The organism is Streptomyces sp. NBC_01261 (assembly GCF_036226385.1).
Lineage (GTDB): Bacteria > Actinomycetota > Actinomycetes > Streptomycetales > Streptomycetaceae > Streptomyces.
Genome location: NZ_CP108463.1, coordinates 4,173,368 through 4,196,609 on the forward strand (window position 1 = coordinate 4,173,368; position 23,242 = coordinate 4,196,609).

26 protein-coding genes are annotated in these 23,242 nt (G+C 70.5%); 14 read left to right on the forward strand and 12 right to left on the reverse strand.

Annotated elements, in window-relative coordinates; all coding sequences use genetic code 11:
- Positions 1–346: 346 nt before the first annotated feature.
- Entirely contained in the window at positions 347–1,498 is a 1,152-nt protein-coding gene (locus OG226_RS17915; RefSeq protein ID WP_329349452.1) for a PadR family transcriptional regulator, read from the forward strand.
- A gap of 92 nt (positions 1,499–1,590) precedes the next feature.
- Here OG226_RS17915 and OG226_RS17920 read toward each other — a convergent pair whose 3' ends face one another.
- From OG226_RS17920 to OG226_RS17935, 4 genes are all read right to left on the reverse strand, one after another.
- Positions 1,591–2,163 (reverse strand): Clp protease N-terminal domain-containing protein, encoded by a 573-nt coding sequence (locus OG226_RS17920; protein ID WP_329349453.1) that lies wholly within the window; start codon positions 2,161–2,163, stop codon positions 1,591–1,593.
- A complete protein-coding gene (locus OG226_RS17925; RefSeq protein WP_266772466.1) occupies positions 2,163–2,372 on the reverse strand; it encodes a helix-turn-helix domain-containing protein in 210 nt (69 codons plus the stop codon). Before OG226_RS17925 ends, OG226_RS17920 begins: the two co-directional genes overlap by 1 nt.
- A gap of 147 nt (positions 2,373–2,519) precedes the next feature.
- Positions 2,520–3,485 carry a zinc-binding dehydrogenase gene (locus tag OG226_RS17930; RefSeq protein ID WP_329349454.1) on the reverse strand — a complete coding sequence of 322 codons (966 nt, stop codon included), beginning with the start codon at positions 3,483–3,485 and terminating at the stop codon, positions 2,520–2,522.
- Positions 3,486–3,833: 348 nt separating this feature from the next.
- A complete protein-coding gene (locus OG226_RS17935) occupies positions 3,834–5,057 on the reverse strand; it encodes an NAD(P)-dependent malic enzyme (RefSeq protein WP_329349455.1) in 1,224 nt (407 codons plus the stop codon).
- Positions 5,058–5,557: 500 nt separating this feature from the next.
- Here OG226_RS17935 and OG226_RS17940 point away from each other — a divergent pair, with 500 nt between their 5' ends.
- The 3 genes from OG226_RS17940 to OG226_RS17950 are packed head-to-tail and all read left to right on the forward strand — an operon-like array spanning position 5,558 to position 8,292.
- Positions 5,558–6,508, forward strand: a complete 951-nt coding sequence (locus OG226_RS17940) for an ABC transporter substrate-binding protein (RefSeq protein WP_328679146.1) — start codon at positions 5,558–5,560, stop codon at positions 6,506–6,508.
- 33 nt (positions 6,509–6,541) lie between these two features.
- On the forward strand, positions 6,542–7,480 hold the full coding sequence (locus OG226_RS17945) for an amino acid ABC transporter permease (RefSeq protein ID WP_328679147.1): 939 nt from the start codon (positions 6,542–6,544) through the stop codon (positions 7,478–7,480).
- 59 nt (positions 7,481–7,539) lie between these two features.
- Entirely contained in the window at positions 7,540–8,292 is a 753-nt protein-coding gene (locus OG226_RS17950) for an amino acid ABC transporter ATP-binding protein (RefSeq protein WP_328686347.1), read from the forward strand.
- Positions 8,293–8,355: 63 nt separating this feature from the next.
- Here OG226_RS17950 and OG226_RS17955 read toward each other — a convergent pair whose 3' ends face one another.
- The gene (locus tag OG226_RS17955) at positions 8,356–9,114 is read right to left on the reverse strand and encodes a class I SAM-dependent methyltransferase (RefSeq protein ID WP_328679148.1); all 759 of its coding nucleotides are present in this window, start codon (positions 9,112–9,114) and stop codon (positions 8,356–8,358) included.
- 100 nt (positions 9,115–9,214) lie between these two features.
- On the opposite strand from OG226_RS17955, the gene OG226_RS17960 reads away from it, so the two are divergent.
- Positions 9,215–9,844, forward strand: a complete 630-nt coding sequence (locus tag OG226_RS17960) for a CGNR zinc finger domain-containing protein (protein ID WP_033282100.1) — start codon at positions 9,215–9,217, stop codon at positions 9,842–9,844.
- Here the strand turns inward: OG226_RS17960 and sodX are convergent.
- Complete coding sequence (gene sodX / locus OG226_RS17965) at positions 9,748–10,182, reverse strand: nickel-type superoxide dismutase maturation protease (protein ID WP_328679149.1); 435 nt, start codon at positions 10,180–10,182, stop codon at positions 9,748–9,750. The genes OG226_RS17960 and sodX overlap by 97 nt on opposite strands.
- Positions 10,183–10,327: 145 nt before the next feature.
- Here sodX and sodN point away from each other — a divergent pair, with 145 nt between their 5' ends.
- From sodN to OG226_RS17985, 4 genes are all read left to right on the forward strand, one after another.
- Positions 10,328–10,723 carry a superoxide dismutase, Ni gene (gene sodN / locus OG226_RS17970; RefSeq protein ID WP_019058247.1) on the forward strand — a complete coding sequence of 132 codons (396 nt, stop codon included), beginning with the start codon at positions 10,328–10,330 and terminating at the stop codon, positions 10,721–10,723.
- 146 nt (positions 10,724–10,869) lie between these two features.
- Complete coding sequence (locus OG226_RS17975; protein ID WP_328679150.1) at positions 10,870–11,280, forward strand: helix-turn-helix transcriptional regulator; 411 nt, start codon at positions 10,870–10,872, stop codon at positions 11,278–11,280.
- 10 nt (positions 11,281–11,290) lie between these two features.
- Positions 11,291–11,707, forward strand: a complete 417-nt coding sequence (locus tag OG226_RS17980) for a VOC family protein (RefSeq protein WP_318018756.1) — start codon at positions 11,291–11,293, stop codon at positions 11,705–11,707.
- 54 nt (positions 11,708–11,761) lie between these two features.
- Positions 11,762–12,511, forward strand: coding sequence for a VOC family protein (locus OG226_RS17985; RefSeq protein ID WP_329349456.1), 750 nt, complete (start codon positions 11,762–11,764; stop codon positions 12,509–12,511).
- A gap of 204 nt (positions 12,512–12,715) precedes the next feature.
- Here the strand turns inward: OG226_RS17985 and OG226_RS17990 are convergent, their stop codons facing one another.
- The 4 genes from OG226_RS17990 to OG226_RS18005 all read right to left on the reverse strand — a co-directional run bounded on the left by OG226_RS17990 (position 12,716) and on the right by OG226_RS18005 (position 16,548).
- Entirely contained in the window at positions 12,716–13,063 is a 348-nt protein-coding gene (locus OG226_RS17990; RefSeq protein WP_328679152.1) for a DUF952 domain-containing protein, read from the reverse strand.
- 33 nt (positions 13,064–13,096) lie between these two features.
- The gene (locus tag OG226_RS17995) at positions 13,097–13,693 is read right to left on the reverse strand and encodes a GNAT family N-acetyltransferase (protein ID WP_328679153.1); all 597 of its coding nucleotides are present in this window, start codon (positions 13,691–13,693) and stop codon (positions 13,097–13,099) included.
- A 177-nt stretch (positions 13,694–13,870) separates the two neighbouring features.
- Entirely contained in the window at positions 13,871–15,028 is a 1,158-nt protein-coding gene (locus OG226_RS18000) for a family 2 encapsulin nanocompartment cargo protein polyprenyl transferase (RefSeq protein WP_329349457.1), read from the reverse strand.
- Positions 15,029–15,141: 113 nt separating this feature from the next.
- Positions 15,142–16,548 (reverse strand): family 2B encapsulin nanocompartment shell protein, encoded by a 1,407-nt coding sequence (locus OG226_RS18005; RefSeq protein ID WP_328679155.1) that lies wholly within the window; start codon positions 16,546–16,548, stop codon positions 15,142–15,144.
- A gap of 297 nt (positions 16,549–16,845) precedes the next feature.
- Between OG226_RS18005 and OG226_RS18010 the strand changes: the two genes are divergently transcribed.
- Together OG226_RS18010 and OG226_RS18015 are read left to right on the forward strand one after the other, a co-directional pair.
- Positions 16,846–17,436 carry an N-acetylmuramoyl-L-alanine amidase gene (locus tag OG226_RS18010; RefSeq protein WP_329349458.1) on the forward strand — a complete coding sequence of 197 codons (591 nt, stop codon included), beginning with the start codon at positions 16,846–16,848 and terminating at the stop codon, positions 17,434–17,436.
- Positions 17,437–17,877: 441 nt separating this feature from the next.
- Complete coding sequence (locus tag OG226_RS18015) at positions 17,878–18,783, forward strand: 1-aminocyclopropane-1-carboxylate deaminase/D-cysteine desulfhydrase (RefSeq protein WP_329349459.1); 906 nt, start codon at positions 17,878–17,880, stop codon at positions 18,781–18,783.
- Positions 18,784–18,927: 144 nt separating this feature from the next.
- Here the strand turns inward: OG226_RS18015 and OG226_RS18020 are convergent, their stop codons facing one another.
- Positions 18,928–20,523 carry a Na+/H+ antiporter gene (locus OG226_RS18020; protein ID WP_033282091.1) on the reverse strand — a complete coding sequence of 532 codons (1,596 nt, stop codon included), beginning with the start codon at positions 20,521–20,523 and terminating at the stop codon, positions 18,928–18,930.
- Between the two features lie 62 nt (positions 20,524–20,585).
- Between OG226_RS18020 and OG226_RS18025 the strand changes: the two genes are divergently transcribed.
- From OG226_RS18025 to OG226_RS18035, 3 genes are all read left to right on the forward strand, one after another.
- Positions 20,586–20,846: a UBP-type zinc finger domain-containing protein gene (locus OG226_RS18025; RefSeq protein WP_328679158.1), complete on the forward strand. Its 261-nt coding sequence runs from the start codon at positions 20,586–20,588 to the stop codon at positions 20,844–20,846.
- 291 nt (positions 20,847–21,137) lie between these two features.
- Entirely contained in the window at positions 21,138–21,551 is a 414-nt protein-coding gene (locus OG226_RS18030; RefSeq protein WP_019058277.1) for an anti-sigma regulatory factor, read from the forward strand.
- Complete coding sequence (locus OG226_RS18035; RefSeq protein WP_328679159.1) at positions 21,548–22,681, forward strand: RNA polymerase sigma factor SigF; 1,134 nt, start codon at positions 21,548–21,550, stop codon at positions 22,679–22,681. Before OG226_RS18030 ends, OG226_RS18035 begins: the two co-directional genes overlap by 4 nt.
- A 13-nt stretch (positions 22,682–22,694) precedes the next feature.
- On the opposite strand, the gene OG226_RS18040 is transcribed toward OG226_RS18035, so the two are convergent.
- Positions 22,695–23,153 carry a hypothetical protein gene (locus OG226_RS18040; RefSeq protein ID WP_328679160.1) on the reverse strand — a complete coding sequence of 153 codons (459 nt, stop codon included), beginning with the start codon at positions 23,151–23,153 and terminating at the stop codon, positions 22,695–22,697.
- Between the last annotated feature and the right edge of the window lie 89 nt (positions 23,154–23,242).

Here is a 23,242-nt window from a genome sequence, read left to right on the forward strand (position 1 = left end):
GGGCCCGGTGCGGCGACGGGGCCCGAGGGCAGTGGGCTGGGTGACACGGCCGATGATGCGGGACCCGAAGACAAGGGGCCTGACGCGCCGGACACCTCTGCGGACGCACCCGCGCCGGGCGCTGTGGACGACACCGCCGGGAAGTCGGGAGCCCCGGGCAAGACCCCGGACGCTTCGGACGACGCCACGGGCACACCCGCCCCCACCCCCGGCGTGACGGACGACGCTTCCGGTGCCCCTGTGGACGGGGTTCAGGGCGACTCGGGGGACAATTCCGTTTCCGGCCCGGGCGGTGCTTCCGGCGCCACCGCAGCCGACGGCACGACCGACAAGAAGGTGCTCTGACATGCCTCCCGTCTTCGCCCACGGCCGCCTCCGCCTCTACCTGCTGAAGCTGCTGGACGAGGCCCCCCGACACGGCTACGAGGTCATCCGCCTCCTGGAGGAGCGCTTCCAGGGGCTGTACGCACCCTCGGCGGGCACGGTCTACCCGCGCCTGTCCAAGCTGGAGGCCGAGGGCCTGGTCACCCACACCACCGAGGGCGGCCGCAAGGTGTACGCCATCACGGACGCCGGCCGCGCCGAACTGGCCGACCGCAGCGGCGAGTTGGCCGACCTGGAGCTGGAGATCCGCGAGTCGGTCGCCGAACTGGCCGCCGAGATCCGGGCCGACGTCCGGGGTGCCGCGGGCGACCTGCGCCGCGAGATGCGCGCTGCGGCCACGGAGGCCCGGCAGGGAGCCGGTTCCGGACGGGGTCAGCGGAGCGAACACGAAGGTCCTGCCGGGGACTTCACGGACTTCGGTGACAAGGAGTCGTGGCGCGCCGCCAAGGAGGAGATGCGCCGCGCCAAGCAGGAGTGGAAGGAACAGGCACGGCGCGCCAAGGACGAGAGCCGACGGGCCCGCGAGGAGGCCCAGCAGGCCCGGCGCCAGGCCAAGGAGGCGCAGACACGGGCGTGGGCACAGGCCCAGGAGGAGATGCAGCGCATCGGCCGCCAGGTCCAGGAGCACGCCCAGGACCACTTCGCACGCGGCGACTGGCCCACGGGCGTACGGGAGAGCCTGACCGAACTGGCCAAGGAGTTCGGCGACTTCGGGAAGGAGTTCGGCAAGGACTTCGGATTCGGACGACCGGGTTCGGGCCCAGGGACAGGAGCGGGCGCAGGCACAGGCACAGGTGCTGGTGCTGGTGCTGGTGCTGGTGCTGGTGCTGGTGCTGGTAAGTCGGCCTCGGCGCCGAGCACCCCGTCGACACCCGAGTACGGCCAGACCCCGGAGGACTTCCCCGCGGAGTACGAGCCGACCTGGGCCCATGAGGACTCCACCGGCGAACCGGCCCGCGATCTGGACCGGCTCCTCGACCGCTTCCGGGACGACATCCGTGACGCGGCCCGCGACCACGGCGTCACCGAGGAGCAACTCCGCGACACCCGCCGCCACTTGTCGGCGGCGGCGGCACACATCGGGGCGGTGCTGCGCGGCGGCCGCAAGGGCTGAGCCGACGCCGCGAACCGCAGGTGGTGCGCCAGGGGATCAACCCCAGGCGCACCACCCCGCACCCCACCACACAAGCAAGTCGGCCCAGTCGCTCAGCCCGCCGCCCTCGCCTCTCCCCCGCCGTACAGCACGCGCGTGGCCGCCTCGTGGGTCACCCCGTGATCGGCGAGCACCTCACCCGGCACGCCGGGGAGGATGGTCAGGGCGAGGAGGAGGTGCTCGTCGCCGATGTGCCGGTCGCGGTGGGCGACGGCGATGCGCAGGGACTTCTCCAGGACGTTCTTGGCACCGCGGCTGAAGGTACGGCGGCCCGACCACGACTCCTTGGACTTCCCCTCGCCGGACATCGCCCCGACGCCGTGCACCTCCTCGACCCGGGCGACGATCTCCGAGACGTCGATACCGAGCCCGGCCAGCGCGTCGGCCTCGGCCTGCGAGAGCCCCGCCCGCCGGCGGGCGTCGCCCAGAGCCTGCCGTACGGACTCCACGCGTTCCTCGGGAGTGAGACCGAGGGCGGTCAGGGCGAAGGAGGCCCGGCTGCCCCGGCCGTCGAGGAGGGCCAGCAGCAGGTGCTCGGGTTCGACGGAACCGGGCCCCGACCGCTCGCGATGCTCCACCGCGCCCCGCACCACGGCGCGGGCGTCCTTCGTGAACCGTTCGAACATCACTGCCTCCCGTACTTCTTGTGCACGGCCTGCCTGCTGACACCGAGTTCCGCGGCGATCTCCTGCCACGACCAGCCCTGGTTGCGCGCACTGCGCACCTGCACCGCCTCCAGCTGCTCCACCAGCCTGCGCAGCGCGGAGACGGCACGCAGGCCGACCCGTGGATCACGGTCACCCGCGCGTTCGGCGAGATCCGTTGCTTCGGTCATGGTGTCAACCTAAGTTGACACGCCTCAAATGTCAACCAAAGTTGACAAGCAAGGGCGACACACGCGGACGGCCGGCCCGGAGAACCGGACCGGCCGCACAGAGCCGCGCACAGGGAAGACGGGGAAGGGGGGTGCCAACCCCGGTCGCTAACCGTTCGTGAGGACGATCTTGCCGAACTGGCCGCCGGAGTCGAGCCGTTCGAAGCCCTCGCGGGCGCGGTCCATGGGCAGCACCTCGTCGATGACCGGGCGGACACCGGTGGTCGCGCAGAAGGCGAGCAGGTCCTCCAGCTCGTCCTTGGTGCCCATGGTCGAGCCGACGACCTTGAGTTCGAGGAAGAAGATGCGGGTGAGTTCGGCGTGCGAGGGCCGGTCGCCGCTGGTGGCACCGGAGATGACGATCGTGCCGCCGGGTTTGAGGGACTTGACCGAGTGGGACCAGGTGGCGGCGCCGACGGTCTCGATGACGGCGTCGACGCGCTGCGGCAGCCGCGCCCCCGGCTCCACCGCCTCCAGGGCACCGAGCTCCAGCGCCCGCTTCCGCCTGGCCTCGTCCCGGCTGGTCGCGAAGACGCGCAGCCCGGCCGCCTTGGCAAGGACGATGGCAGCAGTGGCGACGCCCCCGCCGGCCCCCTGCACGAGCACCGAATCACCGGGCCGTACACCGGAGTTGGTGAAGAGCATGCGGTACGCCGTCAGCCAGGCCGTGGGCAGACAGGCGGCCTCCGCGAAGGACAGTTCCCTGGGCTTCGGCAGGACGTTCCACGTCGGTACGGCGACCCGCTCGGCGAAGGTGCCCTGGTAGTGCTCGGTGAGGATGGAACGGGGTTCCTTGGGACCGACGCCGTGACCGGACTGGCCGATGACGGAGTGCAGGACGACCTCGTTGCCGTCCGCGTCGACACCGGCGGCGTCGCAGCCGAGGATCATCGGCAGCTTGTCCTCCGCGAGGCCGACGCCGCGCAGGGACCAGAGGTCGTGGTGGTTGAGGGAGGCGGCCCTGACGTCGACGACACTCCAGCCCGGCCGGGCCTCGGGGGCGGGACGCTCCCCCAGCTCAAGGCCGGAGAGCGGCTGGTCGCGGTCGATTCGGGCGGCGTAGACGGCGAACATGCCCCCGACGATAGGCTCCGCCGGTTGACCAGGGAACCACCTCGGGTTGTGACACATGCCCTCTTGCACAAGGGGTGCGGGGTGTCCGCGTGACCGTTTCCTGGGGGCCGCGCCCCCAGACCCCCACCGTCCGCAGCCGCCGAACGACCCCGCCCCCACAGCAAGGGCCCACCCTTCAGCCGCCCAGAAACGGGCGGGCGGGCGGATGGGAAAGGAATAAGCCCCCACGGCCCGCGGGCGCCAAGCGACACCAGCCGCCCACGGGCGACGTCCACCCTCCACGTCACCCGAACGGACGGGCCGGCGGGTAAAGAACGGCCCCGCCTAAGACGGGCGGGGCCGATCAAGCTACCGCCGGGCAACACCCTCCGCCCGCGCCGCCGCAGCCACAGCCGCGGTGACCGCAGGCGCGACCCGCTCGTCGAAGGGCGACGGGATGACATAGTCCGGGGCGAGATCGTCGCCGACGACACCGGCCAGCGCCTCCGCCGCCGCGATCTTCATCCCCTCCGTGATCCGGGACGCCCGCACCTGCAGCGCCCCCGCGAAGATCCCCGGGAACGCCAGCACGTTGTTGATCTGGTTCGGGAAGTCCGACCGCCCGGTGGCGACGACCGCCGCGTACTTGTGCGCCACGTCCGGGTGCACCTCGGGGTTCGGGTTGGCCATCGCGAAGACGAACGCGCCCTCGGCCATGGACGCCACCGCGGGCTCCGGCACCGTACCCCCGGAGACCCCGATGAAGACGTCGGCGCCTTCCAGCGCCGCCTCCAACGACCCCGAGACACCCGCCTTGTTGGTGATCTCCGCGAGTTCACGCTTGACCGGCGTGAGGTCGTCCCGGTCGCGCGAGACGACACCCTTGCGGTCGGCTACGGCGACATCGCCGAGCCCCGCCTCCAGCAGGAACTTGGCGATGGCCACGCCGGCGGCGCCCGCACCGGAGATGACGGCCCGAAGATCGCCCAGCTCCCGCCCGGTCAGCCGCGCGGCGTTCCGCAGCGCCGCCAGCGTCACGATCGCCGTACCGTGCTGGTCGTCGTGGAAGACCGGGATGTCCAGCCGCTCCTGGAGCCTGCGCTCGATCTCGAAGCAGCGCGGCGCCGAGATGTCCTCCAGGTTGATGCCCCCGAAGGAGGGCGCGAGCCGCACCACGGTCTCGATGATCTCGTCGACGCCGGTGCAGGCCAGCGCGATCGGCACCGCGTCCACGCCGCCGAACTGCTTGAACAGGATCGCCTTGCCCTCCATGACCGGGAGGGAGGCCTCGGGACCGATGTCGCCGAGTCCGAGCACGGCCGTACCGTCCGTCACGACGGCGACCACGGACGACTTCCATGTGTAGTCGTGGACGAGTTCCGGCTGCTCGGCGATCGCGGTGCACACGCGCGCGACGCCGGGTGTGTACGCGAGGGACAGGTCGTCCTTGTCGCGGATCGGCACGGTGGCCTGCACGGCCATCTTGCCGCCGCGGTGCAGCGCGAACGCCGGATCGAAGGAATCGAGGGGCTCGGCCCCGCCGTCCTGATCCGTACTGCTGTCGCTGCGAGGATTGACGATCTCCGCTGCCACTTTGTCTAACCCCTTAGGTCTTCATTGATTTGAGGGTGGCCACTCCCTGGTGAGGGGTGGGCGGGCACCGCGCAGGGCCCAGAAATTTGATGCGTACCAGCACCTGCGCGACGGGCGCGCCGCACACGCGCCCTGAGCCCCGGATGAGGGGTGTAAAGAACCTTCTTACCGGACGGACGGCACCGAGGACGAGTCCAATAGGCGCAAGGTCACACCTCGCCGGTCGAGGACGGAACGATGATCGATCACATCGTGAGACATACCGGAGATCCTCCGGCCGGAAGGAGCCATTCCCGTAGATGGTCCGGGGTGGAGCCGTCCTGATGTACCGACCTGATGCGATTCGGGGGTCACCCGTTATCCGATTTTGACATGGAGAGTCCCCTGAACGGCCTAGTCCGAATGGCAAGATGCCCTAATCACACGAGGTCGCGACACCCGAAGGTGTGTGTTCTCGTCGACCCGTCGGCACCGCCATCCATCCGCCGGAGGAACCCACCATGACCGCAAGATTCACCCGTCGTACGACCGCCCCGCACACCCGGCTGGCAGCGGTCGGTGCGATCGCGGTCGCCGGCGCCCTGGTACTCACCGGCTGCGGTGACCAGACCAAGAAGGACGACTCCAGCTCGTCCACCAGCTCGGCGCCGCTGGCGAGCAAGCTGCCCTCCGCGATCCGCGACAAGGGCGTCATCACGGTCGGCTCGGACATCGCGTACGCGCCGGTCGAGTTCAAGGACAACGCCGGCAACGTCGTCGGTCTCGACCCGGACCTCGGCGCCGCGATGGGCAAGCAGCTCGGGGTGAAGTTCGAGTTCAAGAACGGCACCTTCGACGCGCTCCTCACCGGTCTGCGGTCCAACCGCTACGACATCGCGATGTCGGCGATGACGGACAACAAGAACCGCCAGGACGGTGTCGACCCCGACACGGGCAAGAAGGTCGGCGAGGGCGTCGACTTCGTCGACTACCTGACCGCCGGCGTCTCGATCTACACGCGCAAGGGCGACACCGGGAACATCGCGTCGTGGTCCGACCTGTGCGGCAAGAAGCTCGCGGTCGAGCGCGGCACGGTCTCCGAGGACCTCGCCAAGAGCGAGACGAAGAAGTGTACGGGCGGCAAGAAGATCACCATCGAGCCCTTCGACGACGACCAGCAGGCCCAGACCCGGCTGCGTTCGGGCGGCGCGGACGCGGCCTCCTCCGACTTCCCGGTCGCGGCCTACGCGGTGAAGACCTCCGGCGGCGGCAAGGACTTCCAGCTCGTCGGCGACCAGGTCGAGGCGGCGCCGTACGGTATCGCGGTCGCCAAGAGCGACACCCAGCTGCGGGACGCGCTGAAGGCCGCGATGGACGCCGTGATCAAGAGTGGTGAGTACGAGAAGATCCTGACGAAGTGGGGCGCCGAGGACGGTGCCGTCAAGTCGTCCGTGATCAACGGCGGCAAGTGACCGCGGGTCCGCCGTCGCTGAGAGGCAACATCCGTGACTACTGACATCGACGAGGCGCCGGGGCCGCAGGACGCGCCCCCGGACGCCCCGAAACCCATCAAGGCCATTCCGGTCCGGCACTACGGCCGGTACGTCTCCGCCCTGATCGCGATCGGCATCCTGGTCTCGATCATCTACGCGTTCGGCCAGGGCAAGATCAACTGGCATGCCGTACCGGACTACTTCTTCGACCACCGGATCATGACCGGTGTCTACAAGACCCTCCTGCTGACGGTCCTGTCGATGGTCATCGGCATCGTCGGCGGCATCGGCCTCGCGGTGATGCGGCTGTCGAAGAACCCGGTGACCTCGTCGATCGCCTGGTTCTACATCTGGTTCTTCCGCGGCACCCCGGTGCTGGTCCAGCTGTTCCTCTGGTTCAACCTGGGCCTGGTCTTCGAGTACATCAACCTGGGTCCGATCTACAAGGACTACTGGTCGGACTTCATGACGCCGCTGCTGACGGCGCTGCTCGGCCTGGGCCTCAACGAGGCCGCGTACATGGCGGAGATCTGCCGGGCCGGTCTGCTCGCCGTCGACGAGGGCCAGACCGAGGCCTCGCACGCGCTGGGCATGAGCCACGCCAAGACGCTGCGCCGGATCGTCATCCCGCAGGCGATGCGCGTGATCGTGCCGCCCACGGGCAACGAAGTGATCAACATGCTGAAGACGACCTCGCTCGTGGCGGCCGTCCAGTATCCGGAGCTCTTCCGCTACGCCCAGGACATCGGCCAGAACTCCGGCGCCCCGGTGGAGATGTACTTCCTCGCCGCCGCCTGGTACCTGATCATGACGTCGGTCCTGAGCGTCGGGCAGTACTACGTCGAGCGCTACTACGCCCGCGGTTCCAGCCGCGCGCTGCCGGCGACGCCGTACCAGAAGATCAAGGCGAACATGCTGTCCATCGGCCGTCCGAAGGGAGGCGCGGCATGAGCCCGAAGCTCAGCAAGACCGGCTCCGCGGACAGGAACCCGTCCGACCCCTCGGTCCCGATGGTCAAGTCCGAGGGCGTGCACAAGTCGTTCGGCCCGGTCGAGGTCCTCAAGGGCATCGACCTGGAGGTGAAGTCCGGCGAGGTGTTCTGCCTCATCGGCCCCTCCGGCTCCGGCAAGTCGACCTTCCTGCGGTGCATCAACCACCTGGAGAAGGTCAACGCGGGGCGGCTGTACGTCGACGGCGAGCTGGTCGGCTACCGCCAACAGGGCGACAAGCTCTACGAGTTGCGCGATCGCGAGGTCGCGGTGAAGCGCCGGGACATCGGCATGGTCTTCCAGCGCTTCAACCTGTTCCCGCACATGACGGCCGTGGAGAACATCATCGAGGCGCCGGTGCAGGTCCGGGGCGTCAACAAGGGCCAGGCCAGGGAGCGCGCGATGCAGCTCCTGGAGCGGGTGGGGCTGTCCGACAAGGCGCAGAACTACCCCTCGCAGCTCTCCGGCGGCCAGCAGCAACGGGTCGCGATCGCACGGGCGTTGGCGATGGACCCGAAGCTGATGCTCTTCGACGAGCCGACCTCGGCCCTCGACCCGGAGCTGGTCGGCGACGTCCTCGACGTCATGCGCGACCTCGCCGAGTCCGGCATGACGATGATCGTCGTCACCCACGAGATGGGCTTCGCCCGCGAGGTCGGCGACAGCCTCGTCTTCATGGACGGCGGCGTGGTGGTCGAATCCGGCCACCCGCGCGACGTCCTGACGAACCCTCAGCACGAGCGCACCCAGGGCTTCTTGTCCAAGGTGCTCTAGCGGTAGGTGGGTTGAGGGGCGGTACGGGATCCTCGTACCGCCCCTTCTCACGTACGGGCGGGCCTACTTGAGCGCGAGCAGCACCGTGTCGGAAGGCGAGCACCACACCGCCCGGGCCTCCCCGAACCCCTGCTCGCGCAGTACGCGCGCGTGCCAGGCCGGTGAGGGCATGTCGCCCTCCGCGTGCTCGCCGTAGATCTCGTAGCGGCGGGCCGTCGGTCCGGCGAGGACGGGGTCCTGGGCGGCGAGCTGCCACCACTCGGCCCAGTCGAGGGCGCCGTTCCCCTTGGCCTGATCCATCTGTGCGTGCCGCTGCGCGCGCTCCGCCGCGTTGATCCTGGGCGTCGACTCGTCGATCATGTGGTCCGCGTTCATGAAGACACCGCCGTCGCGGACGAGTCCCGCGACCTGACCGTAGAGGGCCGCGAGGGGTTCGCTGTGCAGCCAGTGGAGGGCCGTGGCGGTCAGCACGGCGTCGTACGCGTCGTACGGCAGCCTCGTCGTCCACTCCGGGTCCTTGAGGTCGGCCGTCACGAAGGTGACCCGGTCGTCGTCCGCGAAGGTGCCCTCGGCGATGGCGAGGAGCGCCGGGTCGAGGTCGACCCCGGTGCTGGTGGCGTCCGGGAGGCGGGCGAGCAGCCGGGCGGTGATGCTGCCGGTGCCGCAGGCGAGGTCGAGCACGCGGGGTGCGGGGCCGGTGAGGGCCTCGACCATGTCGAGCATGATCCGGAAGCGGTCCTCCCGGTCGGGCATGTACCACTCCTGCTGCCGGTCCCAGCTCTCCTGCCAGGCCTGCCAGTCGGTTCCGACACCGGTCGTCATGAGGACCCCCTGTCCGCTCACTGTCGTAATACCCTGGAAGCACGATCAGCTGTTACCCGACCGCATCCACGACCATAGAGCGCCTCCGTAAGGACTACAAGTGGAACTGGCCTATTACTCGGACTACGCCGTACGCCTCGTCAACACCGAGGAACCGGCGCGGGGCAAGGACGCCCTGACCTCGGTCGAGGCCGTGCGGGACCTGTTCGGCACCAACCAGGAGGCGGCCCGCCGCGCCGCCGAGGCCGACGTCACCCGCTTCCGTTCGGTCCGGGCGCGGCTGCGGGCGGTCTTCGAGGCGGCCGACGGCGGCGACGAGACGCTCTCCGTGAACCTGCTGAACTCGCTGCTGCTGGAGTTCCCGGTCAGCCCGCAGATCTCCGGGCACAACTTCCGCGACGACGACGGCCGCCCGCTGTGGCACATGCACCTCGCGGACCACCCGTCGAACGCGACGGCCGGCTACGCGGCGATCGCGGCCATGGGTCTGGCCTTCCACCTCACCGAGTACGGCGTCGACCGCCTGGGCCTGTGCGAGGCCGCGCCGTGCCGCAACGCCTACCTGGACACCTCGACGAACCGCTCCCGGCGCTACTGCTCGGACCGCTGCGCGACCCGCGCCAACGTCGCCGCCTACCGGGCCCGGAAGCGCCTGGAGGCCGACCGGTCGGGGAGCACGGGCCTGGCGGCCGAGAGCGCCCAGCGGACGAGCGCGAGCGGCGAACGCTGACCGGACTTCGGCGGCCGGTACCGGAAACGCACCTTGCCCAGCACCAGATCCTCGGGAACGGTGCCGTAGTCCGTGCTGTCGCCTCCGGCGAACGCGTTGTCCCCCAGCACCCACCACCCCCCGTCCCGCCGCTCCGCGGCCCGTTTCACGACCAGCAGGTCCTGCTGGAACGGATGCCTCAGCACGACGATGTCGCCGGGCCTGATCCGCGCCCCGTACTGCACCACGAGCAGATCCCCGTGCAGCAGCGTCGGCACCATGGACGGCCCGGTCACCTCGGCCGTCCCGAAGGGCAGTGCGGCCCTCCCGCGCTCGGTCTCCTGCGACAGCTCCGGCATCCCCGGCACCTCCCCGGTCCTATCCTCCACCAGTCTGAGTCCGACCCTGGACTTTTGTCCTAAGCCCATGGGGGCACTCGCGAAATCAGCTTCTCCAGGGAGTAATGTCCCACCTGAGAAGACGATCACGAGGAAGGAACGCTCCATGCTTTCCCGCCTGTTTGCCCCCAAGGTGAAGGTCAGCGCGCACTGCGACCTGCCCTGCGGTGTGTACGACCCGGCCCAGGCCCGCATCGAGGCGGAGTCGGTGAAGGCCGTGCAGGACAAGATGGCCGCCAACGACGACCCGCACTTCCAGGCGCGCGCCATCGTCATCAAGGAGCAGCGCGCCGAGCTCGCGAAGCACCACGTCTCGGTGCTCTGGAGCGACTACTTCAAGCCCCCGCACTTCGAGAAGTACCCGGAGCTGCACCAGCTGGTCAACGACACCCTGAAGGCCCTCTCGGCCGCCAAGGCGTCCACCGACCCGGCGACGGGCCAGAAGGCGCTCGACTACATCGCCCAGATCGACAAGATCTTCTGGGAGACCAAGAAGGCCTGACACCCAGTCGGCCCGTCCCGACCGACCGGCGATCGGTGCACCATCGCAGGTCAGCGGGTACGGGGAAGGGGCTCCGCCGGTTCGCCGGTGGGGCCCCTTCGTCGTTCCCGGCCTGGCGCGGGCGGCCCCGTGCCATCCTGGACGACGTGAACCGCGACGATCTCGTACGGCTGCGCCAGGCCCGCGACCGCATGAACCGCGAGTACGCCGAACCGCTCGACATGGCCTCGATCGCCCGCACCGCGCTGATGTCCCCGGGCCACTTCCAGCGCAGCTTCCGCGCCGCGTACGGGGAGACGCCGTACGGCTATCTCATGACCCGGCGGATAGAGCGCGCGAAGGCGTTGCTGCGGCGCGGGGACCTGAGCGTCACCGAGGTGTGCATGGCCGTCGGCTGTACGTCCCTCGGGTCCTTCAGCTCCCGCTTCACCGAGCTGGTCGGCGAGACCCCCAGCGCCTACCGGGCCCGTTCGCACGAGGCGGGCGCGGTGATCCCGTCCTGCGTGGCCCGCACCTTTACCCGGCCGAACCGGGCGGGACCGCCCCCGCGCCCCTAGCCTGTCCTGCATGGACCTGAAACTCCGCCAGTGCTTCATCGCCGTCGACGACCACGACAAGGCGCTCGCCTTCTACTGCGACGTGCTGGAGCTGGAAATCCGGAACGACGTCGGTTTCGAGGGCATGCGGTGGGTGACCGTGGGGTCGCCGTTGCAGCCGGACGTGGAGATCGTGCTGGAGCCGCCGGCCGCGAACCCGGACGCCTCCCCCGCCGACAAGCAGGCCATGGCCGAACTGCTCGCCAAGGGCACCCTGCGCGGGGTCAACTTCACCACCGCCGACTGCGACGCCCTCTACGCCCGGGTCCAGGAGTCCGGCGCCGAGGTGGTCCAGGAGCCGACGGACCAGCCGTACGGCGTCCGCGACTGCGCCTTCCGCGACCCGGCCGGGAACATGCTGCGGTTCATGCAACGGAGCGAGGACTGACCGGGGGCCGAAAAACACGCGGGCGGCTCCCCGCCCCGCGCCTACGATCACGCGATGAGCGCTACGAACATCCGCTGGACCTACGCCTTCGTCGACCGCCCGCACGGCCGCCTCGGCGCCGCCCGCGACTTCTGGACGGCCGTCACGGACACCCGGCTGTCCGAACTCCGGGGTGAGAAGGGCGAGTTCGTCACCCTGCTGGCCGACCGCACCGACCCCTGCGTGAAGATCCAGGGCGTGGACGCCGGCCCCGGCGGCGCTCATCTCGACTTCTCCGTCGAGGACGTACCGGCGTTCGTGGAGTCCGCGCTGCGGCTCGGCGCGGCGACGGTCGCCGAGCACGACGGCTGGGCCGTACTCCGGTCCCCCGCGGGGGAGTTGTTCTGCGCCGTCCCCTGGCACGGCGAGTCCGTACGGCCGCCCGTCGTGGCCGACACCCGCCTCGACCAGGTCTCCCTCGACATCGGCCCCGGCTCCTTCGACGCCGAAGTCGCCTTCTGGAGCGCCCTGTTGCCCGACTGGGCCGCACTGCCGGGCGCACTCCCGGAGTTCCACGTGCTCAAGCCCCCGCCCGGCCAACCGATCCGCATCCTGCTCCAGCGCCTCGGCGAGGAACGCCCCGCCACCGCCCATCTCGACCTGGCCTGCGCGGACATCGACGAGGCCGTCGTACTGCACGAGCACCTCGGCGCGACCGTCGTCTCCCAGGGCACGCACTGGACGGTGATGCGGGACCCGGCGGGCGGTGTCTACTGCCTCACGGGACGCGACCCGGAGACCGGCGGGCTGCCTGACCGTCCCTGACGCAGACGACGATCACCCGCGGGCCGTCGTACCGCGAGTCCGTCGGCCTCGGGCAGGCGCTCGCCGTGTCCTGATTCTCCTGCCGCTGCCGCTGCGTCCCGCTGGGCGCCCGTGCGTCACCGGAGTCCCGCAGCCACAGCGTGAGCCCGCCCCCGACGGCCACCGCGACCGCCCACGCGACCAGGGCCCGGCGCCATAACCGACTCACGCCGTCCACACCTCCACATCCACCACCGCGCCCACCGGAATCGCCCCGTACACATGCGGGAACTCCTCCCCGCCCGGCTCCGGCGCCTCGTACTTCAGCGGCGCGTCGAGCCGGGCCGGGTCCACGACCAGGACCACCAGCTCGTCGGGGCCGTCGTAGGAACCGTACAAAAAGGCCGCCACGCGCGGGAGTTGGGTACGGGTCGAGCAGTGGATGAAGCCCTCCTCCTGGAGGGTGCGGCCACGGGTCGACCACTCGTAGCTCCCCCGCGCGCGGGCCGCGTCCCACAGGGCGCGCTCGGTGATGTGGAGGACGGGGGTGGTGGTGAGTTCCTGTTCCGACATAAGCCCACGCTACGGCCCCCCTGCCCGCCCTCGCTACGGCTTCGGCTCGCGCCACATCGGGTACATGCTCGGGCCGTCCGGGAGGTCGAGGGTGGTGTCGGTGAAGGTGTAGCCGAGGCGTTCGTACAACTTGGTGCTGCGTTCGCTGCTCGCCTCCAGGTACGCGGGCAGGCCCTCGCGGTCGCAGCGGTCCAGGACGTGCCGGATGAGCGCGGCGCCGAGGCCGTCGCCCTGGCGGTCCGGTGCCACGGCGATCATCCACAGGTACTCGTGGGCCCGGCCGGCGGGATGCGACTCCGCCATGAGGCGGGCGATCGCCTCCACCCGCTCGTTGTCCGGATCGACCAACTCCCGTAGCCCTACGGCCTCGTCCTCGCCGTTCTCCGGATGCGCCTCGGCCGGTACCGACAGCCACAGCGCGCAGGCCGCGCCGTCCTCCGCGAGGTCGATCCGGCCGTCGGCGAACACCGCGTCGGTGAAGGCGGCCATCAGCCTGTGGTGGGTCGTACGGCGGTACTCGGCGTCGGGGAAGACCCAGCCGCTCACCGGATCGTCCTGGAATGCCTCGTCCAGCAGCCGGACGACCGGCTCTCTGTCGCCCTCGCCCGCCGCCCGTATCGCCACGCCCATGTTCCGCCCACCCCAAGGTCTCAACAGTCGTATTCCGTACGGGTGTTGAGCCTATCCGGGTTTCGGTGAACGATGGCGGGCCCCGCGCACCGTGGGGATGCGCGGGACCCGCCGGTCCGGGGCCTCCGGCTGCCGCGCGGGGTCAGGTCCGCGCGGTTCCGGAAGGTCCCGGAGTCATCAACTGCTGCGCCGGGTCACGAACTCGGCCAGTGCGAGCAGACCGCCCGCGTCCTGCGGGTCCGGGATCGCCCGGGCCAGCTCCTGCACGGCCCGCGCCATCCGGTCGGCCGCCTGGTCCTGCGCCCAGTCCCGGCCCCCCGCCCGCTCGACGGCGAGCGCGGTGCGCTCCAACTCCCCTTCCTCGTAAGGCATTCCGTACAGTTCCGCGAGTTCCACGGCCGCCGGTGTGCCCGAGGTGAGGGCGGCGACCACGGGCAGGGACTTCTTGCGGACCGCGAGGTCGGCGCCGGCCGGTTTGCCGGTGCGGCCGGGGTCGCCCCATATCCCGATGACGTCGTCGATCAGCTGGAAGGCGAGCCCGGCCTGGCGGCCGAACGCGTCCAGCGCCTCGACGTCCTCGGCGGACGCCCCCGCGTACAGCGCGCCCACCGCGCAGGCGCAGCCGAGCAGCGCGCCGGTCTTGGCCTCGGCCATGGTGAGCACCTCGTCGAGGGTGACCTCGCCGGGGGCGCGTTTCTCCATGGCCGTGTCCGCGTGCTGGCCCTCGCACAGTTCGACGACGCAGTCCGCGAGCCGGGCCGCGGCGGCCGAGGACGCCGGGTGCGGGTCCACGGCGAGCAGCCGGAGGGCCAGCGCCTGGAGGGCGTCCCCGGCGAGGATCGCGTCGGCGTCGCCGAACACGGTCCACGCGGTGGGCCGGTGCCGGCGGGTGGTGTCCCGGTCCATCACGTCGTCGTGCAGCAACGTGAAGTTGTGGACCAGTTCCACCGCCGCCGCGGCCCGTAGTGCGCTCGCCCGGGCCCGCTCGCCGCCGAGTGCGGTGGCGGCGGCCAGGACGAGGGCGGGGCGGATCGCCTTGCCGGCGTTGCCCGCCGCCGGTGTGCCGTCCGCGTGCTCCCACCCGAAGTGGTAGAGCGCGATCCGGCGCATCGAGCCGGGCAACGAGTCGATCGCCGCGCGCAGTTCGGGGTCGACGGACGTCCTGGCCCCCTCCAGGATCACCGCCGCCTCGTGCCCGTCGGACGGCGGTGCCGGCCGTATCGAAGATGTCGGCCGTGTCGAAGGTGTCGGCGGTGTCCCGTCGAGCGGCCGGGTCCCGTCAGGTGGTGGGCTGCCGTCGGCGGGGTGTTTCGTCTCCGTCCCGAACTCGGCCATGGGGTCCCCCTCGGAGCGTCCGCGGACGGTGACGTTTCCGCTGCGGCCGGTCGCGTTCGACCGGGGTGTACCCGCCCTTTTGGGCGGGAACACCGCGTCCAGCTGCTGAAACGTCACCTCCAGCGGCCGATCTCGACGTTCTCCAGGACGCCGAGGGCGTCGGGCACGAGGACCGCCGCCGAGTAGTAGGCCGTCACCAGGTATTTGATGATCGCCTGTTCGTTGATGCCCATGAAGCGCACCGAGAGGCTCGGCTCGATCTCGTCCGGGATGCCGGCCTGCTGGAGGCCGATGACACCCTGGTCGGCCTCGCCGGTACGCAGGGCGATGATCGAGGTGGTCCGCCGGTCGCTGACCGGGATCTTGTTGCACGGGTAGATCGGCACGCCGCGCCAGGTCGGGATGCGGTTGCCGCCGACGTCGATGGACTCCGGGACCAGTCCGCGCTTGTTCAGCTCGCGGCCGAACGCGGAGATCGCGCGCGGGTGGGCGAGGAGCATCCTGGTGCCGCGCCGCCTGCTGAGCAGTTCGTCCAGGTCGTCCGGGCTGGGGACGCCGTCGTGGGGCTGGAGCCGCTGGTCGTACTCGCAGTTGTTGAGCAGGCCGAACTCGCGGTTGTTGATGAGTTCGTGCTCCTGGCGTTCCTTCAACGCCTCGACGGTGAGCCGGAGTTGCTGCTCCGTCTGGTTCATCGGCTGGTTGTAGAGGTCGGCCACGCGCGAGTGGATGCGCAGGACGGTCTGGGCGACGCTCAGTTCGTACTCGCGCGGCCTGGCGTCGTAGTCGACGAACGTGTGCGGGATGTCCGGCTCGCCGGAGTGGCCCGAGGCGAGGTCGATGGACTTCTCGCCGTACTTGTTGGTGCGCTGCTCGGGGATCGCGCGCAGCTGTGTGAGGTGGTCGCGCAGGGTCTCGGAGCGCTCCGCGACCTGCTCGACGTCTCCGCGGGCCAGGATCAGCACCGTGCAGGCGGTGTCCGCGCGGGCCGTGTACTCCCAGATGGCCTCCGGGTCGAGCAGTGCCTGCTCGCCGAAGTAGGCGCCGTCGGCGAGGACCCCGAGGACCGTGTCGTCGCCGTACGGGCCCGTGCCGACCTTCTCCACCCTGCCGTGCGCCAGTAGGTACACCTCGTCGGCCTGGCCGCCGAACGACGCGATCGCCTCCCCGGGGGCGTACTCGCGCTGGCGGCAGCGGGTGGCCAGTTCCGAGAGCACCTCCTCGTCCTCGTAGTCCCGCAGCGCGGGCAGTTCGCCCAGCTCCGCGGGGATGACCTCGACGCGGTCGCCGGTCTTCACGAATGTCACCCGGCCGTCGCCCACGGAGTAGCTCAGCCGTCGGTTCACCCGGTATGTACCACCCTGCACGTTCACCCACGGCAGTGTGCGGAGCAGCCAGCGTGAGCTGATCTCCTGCATCTGCGGCGCGGACTTCGTGGTCGTGGCCAGGTTCCGCGCAGCCGCAGTACCAAGACTCTGCTGCGGCTTGTTCTGCTCCGCGCGGACCTCTTCGCCTACCGACATAGAGAAATGCCCTCCCCATTCATGCCCGGCACCTGTGCGCCCGGCATCGTTCTCGCGCACCAGCCTTCCTCACTGAGCGTGCTGGTGGTATTACCCGAAAGAGCGGGACTGGATCTTCAACTGCTGGGCACAGGGGCCGTTCACGTCGAATGGTGTTCGAGTTGCCGCTGGGTCGGCCGGTGTCCGGAACGGCTCGCACGCCGTGCGAACAAGTCGTCCGTACCGCGCTTTTTCGGTACAAGCAGCGATACGAGACGGCCTTGCACAGCGGCCGTCGCACAGCACGAAGGAGGCGTCATGGCCTCACCCATGTCCGCGGGCGGTTTCCTGGCCGGTATGAAGGCGGAGGGCGTCACCGTCGTCGAGGTCGGCGACTGGGAGCACCACAACCGCAACCACAAGGGCCCGTGGGGACCCGTCCACGGCGTGATGATCCACCACACGGTCACCAAGGGCAGCGCGCGGACGGTGGCACTGTGCCGCGACGGCCGCCCCGACCTCCCCGGCCCCCTCTGCCACGGCGTCATCACCAAGGACGGCCGCCTCCACCTGGTCGGCTACGGCCGCGCCAACCACGCGGGCCTCGGCGACGACGACGTCCTGCGCGCGGTGATCGCCGAGAAGGCGCTGCCGCACGACAACGAGGCCAACACCGACGGCAACCGGCACTTCTACGGCTTCGAGTGCGAGAACCTCGGCGACGGCGAGGACCCGTGGCCCGAGGCCCAGTTGGAGACGATCGAGAAGGTCTGCGCGGCGATCTGCCGCCACCACGGCTGGTCGGAACGATCGGTGATCGGCCACCTGGAGTGGCAGCCCGGAAAGGTGGACCCGCGGGGGTTCACGATGACGTGGCTACGGAACCGGGTCCACGACCGGCTGAAGTGACGCCTGGGTGGGGGGCGGCATGGGCTCGGGTGGCATGGGCCCGGGGCGCGGCGTGGGCGGGGTGGCATGGGTCGCCGGGCGGCATGGGTCGCGGGCGGCATGAGGAGGGGGGTGACACGGGCGGCACGGGTGAGATGGACGCCTTGGGCGGCACGGGCGCCTCTGACGGCCTGGGTGATTTCGAATGCCCTGGGCGACCCGGGCGCCTCGGGCAACCCCGCCGACACGGGAGGCACGGGAGCTTCGGGCAACCCGCGCGATCCGAATGCCCCGGGCGACACGAGCACCTCGGGCAACCCCGCCGACACGGGTGGCACGAGAGCTTCGGGCAACCCCGGCGATCCGGATGTCCCTCGCAACCCGAGCCACATGAGCTCCCCTCGCAGCCCCGGCAACCCCGGCAACCCCGGCAACCCGAACGCCCCGGGTGACAATGGTGCCGTGACCAGCACCGACCTCGCCGCTCTGCGGCCCCGGCTTCCGTCGCCGGTGGAGGAGATCGCGGATCGGCGCTTCGGCCGGCACGGCGTTCGGCTGTTGCTCAAGCGGGACGACCTGATCCATCCGGATCTCATCGGCAACAAGTGGCGCAAGCTCGCGCCCAATCTCACGGCGGCGGCCGGGCGTACGGTCGTCACGTTCGGCGGTGCCTACTCCAACCACCTGCGCGCCACCGCCGCCGCGGGGCGCCTCCTGGGGCTGTCGACAGTGGGCGTGGTCCGTGGGCAGGAGCTGTCCGACCGGCCGCTCAATCCGTCCCTGGTCCGGTGCGTGGCCGACGGGATGCGCCTCCATTTCGTCGACAGGTCGACGTACCGGCGCAAGACCGAGGCGGAGAGCCTGGCCGCGATCCTGCGCGGGGCGGGCGCGGAGGACGCGTACGTGATCCCGGAGGGCGGCAGCAACTCCCTTGCGGTGCGCGGCTGCCGGGCCCTGGGTGAGGAACTACGCGCGCGTGCCGACGTCGATGTCGTCGCCCTCGCGTGCGGGACCGGCGGCACACTGGCCGGACTGGCCGCCGGACTCGGCCCTGACCAGGGCGCCTTGGGGATACCGGTCCTCAAGGGCGGCTTCCTGAGCGCCGACACAGAGGAACTGCAGAAGCGCGCCTTCGGTGGCCGCCGGGGTGATTGGTCGCTCGACGACCGCTTCCATTTCGGGGGCTACGCGCGCGTGCCGGCCGAACTCGACGCCTTCGCCGAGGACTTCGAGGACCGGCACGGGCTTGCCGTAGAGCGTCTCTATGTCGCCAAGTTGCTGTGCGGACTTGTCGCCCTGGCCGATGAAGGCGCCTTCCCGCGCGGGAGCACGGTCGTCGCGGTGATCACCGGGCGGCCGTTGACGTAAGACCCCCTCCAGTGGCCGTAACCACCACTGAGCGCTCCGCTGGAGGTGCCGCGAGGTGCCGTCGGTCGTCTACGGCACCATCGTGACTGGTCGCGCCCGCGCGGTGGGGCCGCGGAATCGGCGCAGCCCCATGCCCCGCCCCGCTCAGGCCGCCTCCCGGTAGGCCGCCGCCTCCTCCAGGTCCAGCCTGCGCAGCAAGGTGCGGAGCATCTCGTCGTCGATGTAGCGGCCGTCGCGGAGGCGGACGAACATCGAGCGTTCGGCGCTGATCATCTCGCGGGAGAGGCGGCGGTAGGTGTCGTCGACGGTCTCGCCGGTGACGGGGTTGGTGGCGCCGAGGCGCTCCCAGACGGCGTTGCGGCGGCGTTCCAGGACCTCGCGGAGGCGGTCGGCCAGGGGAGGCGGCAGGGCGTTGCGTTCGTCCTCCAGGAGGGCCTCCAGGCGTTTTTCGGCGACGCGGGAGGCCTGCGCCTGGGCGTTGGCCTCGGCGAGGGTCTCGGCCTGCTGGTCGCGGCCGGGGAATTTCAGCAGCCGGATGATCGGGGGCAGGCTCAGCCCCTGCACCACCAGGGTGCCGATGACCGTCGTGAAGGTCAGGAACAGGATGAGATTGCGCTGCGGGAAGGGACCGCCACCGTGCACCGTGAGCGGGATCGAGAAGGCGATGGCCAGCGAGACCACGCCTCTCATGCCGGCCCACGCGGTGGTCATCGCCCCCTTCCAGGTGGGGCTGTCCTCGCGCTCCCTGATCCGCGCCGACAGGATGCGGGGGATGAAGGCCGCCGGGTACACCCATACGAACCGGGTCGCGACGACCACCAGGAAGAGCGCGATCGCGTACCAGGCGGCGTCCAGGCCCCGGTACTCGCCAAGTCCCTTGAGGACCACCGGCAGTTGGAGTCCGATCAGGGCGAACACCGCCGACTCCAGGACGAAGGCGACCATCTTCCACACGGCCTCCTCCTGGAGGCGGGTCGCGAAATCGACCTCCCACGCGCGGTGGCCCAGATAGAGCGCCACGACCACGACGGCGAGCACCCCGGAGGCGTGCACCTGCTCGGCGACCCCGTAGGCGACGAACGGGATCAGCAGGGAGAGCGTGTTCTGCAGCAGCGCCTCCTTGAGGTGGGTGCGCAGCCAGTGGATCGGCACCATCATCAGGAGCCCGACCCCGACCCCGCCGACGGCCGCGAGCAGGAACTCCCAGATGCCGCCGGCCCAGGTGGCACCCTCGCCGATCGCGGCCGCGAGGGCCACCTTGTAGGCGGTGATCGCGGTGGCGTCGTTCAGCAGGGACTCGCCCTGGAGGATCGTCGTGATCCGTGACGGCAGCCCGACCCGGCGGGCCACCGCCGTCGCCGCGACCGCGTCCGGCGGCGCCACCACCGCGCCCAGCACCAGCGCGGCGGTCAGCGGCAGCCCCGGCACGATCACGTAGGCGGCCCAGCCGACGACGAAGGTCGCGAAGAGCACGTAGCCGACCGACAGCAGTGCCACGGGCCGCACTTGGGCCCGCAGGTCGAGGTACGAGCTGTCGGTGGCCGAGGTGTACAGCAGCGGGGGCAGCAGCAGCGGCAGCACGACCTCCGGGTCGAGGGTGTAGTCGGGCACCCCCGGGACGTACGAGACGACCAGCCCGACCGCGACCAGCAGCAGCGGTGCCGGCACCGGGGTGCGCCGGGCCCCCGCGGCCACCACCGCGCTCCCCGCCACCAGCAACAGCAGTGGCATCACGTCCATCGTTCTCGCCCACCCTCGTTTTTTCGCGCGGCCAACCGCACACCCGTCGTAATCTGGCAATCATGAAACAGTGCACGCACGCCGACGCGCTGCCGCTCCCCGAACCGGGGCCCCAGAGCGAGACCTGTCTGGAGTGTCTGGCGGCAGGCACCCACCCGGTGCAGCTGAGACAGTGCCTCTTCTGCGGCCATGTCGCCTGCTGCGACTCCTCGCCCCTGCGCCACGCCACAGCACATCACAAGGACTCCGGACATCCGGTGATGCGGACGTTCGAGCAAGGGGAGAGCTGGCGCTGGTGCTTCGTCGACCACGTCCTCCTGTGACGCCGTGAATCACGTGCTCCCGTGACGCCGTAATCCGACCGCCGGTTTCGACGGTTCGACCGTCTGACGTCTGGGTACGTCAACCCGGCGCGCGCTCTTCCCAATTGGGCCCGCAGGACCCCTAGCCACGGAGCGTATCCGTAGGTTTACTATGAGTGACAACATGGGGTTGGGGTCCCGGGGACAGAAAAGTTCGGAGCGCGGTAGCGTCACCGCTGAACCAAGTATCGCGTTACCCCGGGGGGCGACCCCTGGGCCCCCGAAAGAGCTTGTACCACCTTGGAGGTGAGGGTGTCCCAGATCGCAGGCGAGCCCGCGACCCAGGACTTCGTGGAAGTCCGGCTGCCGGCTGCGGGTGCCTACCTGTCGGTGCTGCGTACGGCCACGGCCGGCCTCGCGGCCCGTTTGGACTTCACCCTCGACGAGATCGAGGACCTTCGCATCGCGGTGGACGAGGCCTGCGCGATCCTGCTCCAGCAGGCCGTGCCGGGCTCGGTGCTCAGCTGTGTCTTCCGTCTCGTGGACGACTCGCTCGAAGTCACCGTCTCCGCCCCGACGACGGACGGTCACGCCCCCGCGCGCGACACCTTCGCGTGGACCGTGCTCTCGGCTCTCGCGGGCAAGGTCTCATCGGCAGTCGACGAGGACAAGACCGTTTCGATCAGCCTCTACAAACAGCGCGGCGCGGGACCCGGGCCGGCGTGAGGAACGGGGACGGGCCGGTGCGGGACGAAGAGCGCGGCACACGGGAGCTGCCGGCCGAGGGCGGCTCAGACGGATCCCGCCGCACGGCGGACGACGGCTCCCTCGTGCCACGCGGCGGAATCCCCGAACAGGCCCGGCCGCACCCGGAGGAAGAACCCTCGGAGGCCGGTGTGATGGACGACGGTCAACGTGAGCAGGACGGTGCCGTGCGAATTGGTGGGGTCTCCCCCGTTGCCGGGGGTTCCCCCGCTCCGACTGGGTCGAGCGCGGGGGAGGAGGCGAAAGCTCGGGAAGGGGCGACGGGCCAGGCGATGAACGAGCACGAGCGGGACAACGTGGCGGCCACGCAGAGCGTGCAGGTCACACGGCACGACCCCCAGGACCGCAGCGGGGCGCGCGCGCTCTTCATCGAGCTGCGCACGCTCGATGGCGGCAGCGTCGAGTACGCGGAGCTGCGCAACCGGCTGGTCCGTATGCACCTGCCGCTCGTCGAGCACCTCGCGCGCCGCTTCCGCAACCGCGGCGAGCCGCTGGACGACCTGACCCAGGTCGCCACCATCGGCCTGATCAAGTCGGTCGACCGCTTCGACCCGGAGCGCGGCGTCGAGTTCTCGACGTACGCGACCCCGACGGTCGTCGGCGAGATCAAGCGGCACTTCCGTGACAAGGGCTGGGCGGTGCGCGTCCCGCGCAGGCTCCAGGAGCTGCGTCTGTCGCTGACCACGGCGACGGCGGAGCTCTCGCAGCGGCACGGCCGCTCCCCCACGGTCCACGAGCTGGCCGAGAAGCTGGGCATCTCGGAGGAGGAGGTCCTGGAGGGCCTGGAGTCGGCCAACGCCTACTCCACGCTGTCCCTGGACGTCCCCGACACGGACGACGAGTCACCGGCGGTCGCGGACACGCTCGGCTCGTACGACGAGGCCCTGGAAGGCGTCGAGTACCGCGAGTCGCTCAAGCCGCTGCTGGAGGACCTGCCGCCCAGGGAGAAGCGCATCCTGCTTCTCCGGTTCTTCGGCAACATGACGCAGTCGCAGATCGCGCAGGAGGTCGGCATCTCGCAGATGCACGTGTCCCGGCTGCTCGCCCGGACACTGGCCCAGCTGCGGGAGAAGCTCCTGGTCGAGGAGTAGAACCCGGCCGGGATCAGCTCTTCGGCTCTTCGGTTCGTCGACCGGGCCCTCGGATTCCGAGGGCCTGTGTCGTCGCCGGGTTCACCAGCAGCACCAGCGCGGCGATCGCGACCGCCGCGAGCGCGATACCGGCCGGGATGGCCACGCTGTCGGCCCGGAGCAGGTTGTAGGCCACCGGCAACGCCATGACCTGGGTGATGACCGCCGGACCCCGGCTCCAGCCGCGCCGCCCGATCAGCCCGCGCGCGGCCAGCAGCGGCAGCAGCGCGAGCACCACCAGGGTCACCCCACCGGTCACGGCCTGCTGCCGGTCGTCCGGTTCCCCGGTGACACCCAGGACGAGCATCCACACGCCGGCGACGGCCAGTGCCAGCCCCTCGACGGCGACGAGCACCGCCGCGTAGGTCAGACGGCGCGGACGGGGTCCGTCGGGGCCGTCGGTCTCCGGGGCGGGGGTCTGCTCAGCACTCACCCCAGAAGGGTAGCCCTCGGGATCCGGCCCCAGGTGTTCAGGCTCACGCCGTCTCCTCTTACCCAACGCCTACCTCGGTATGGGCCGAG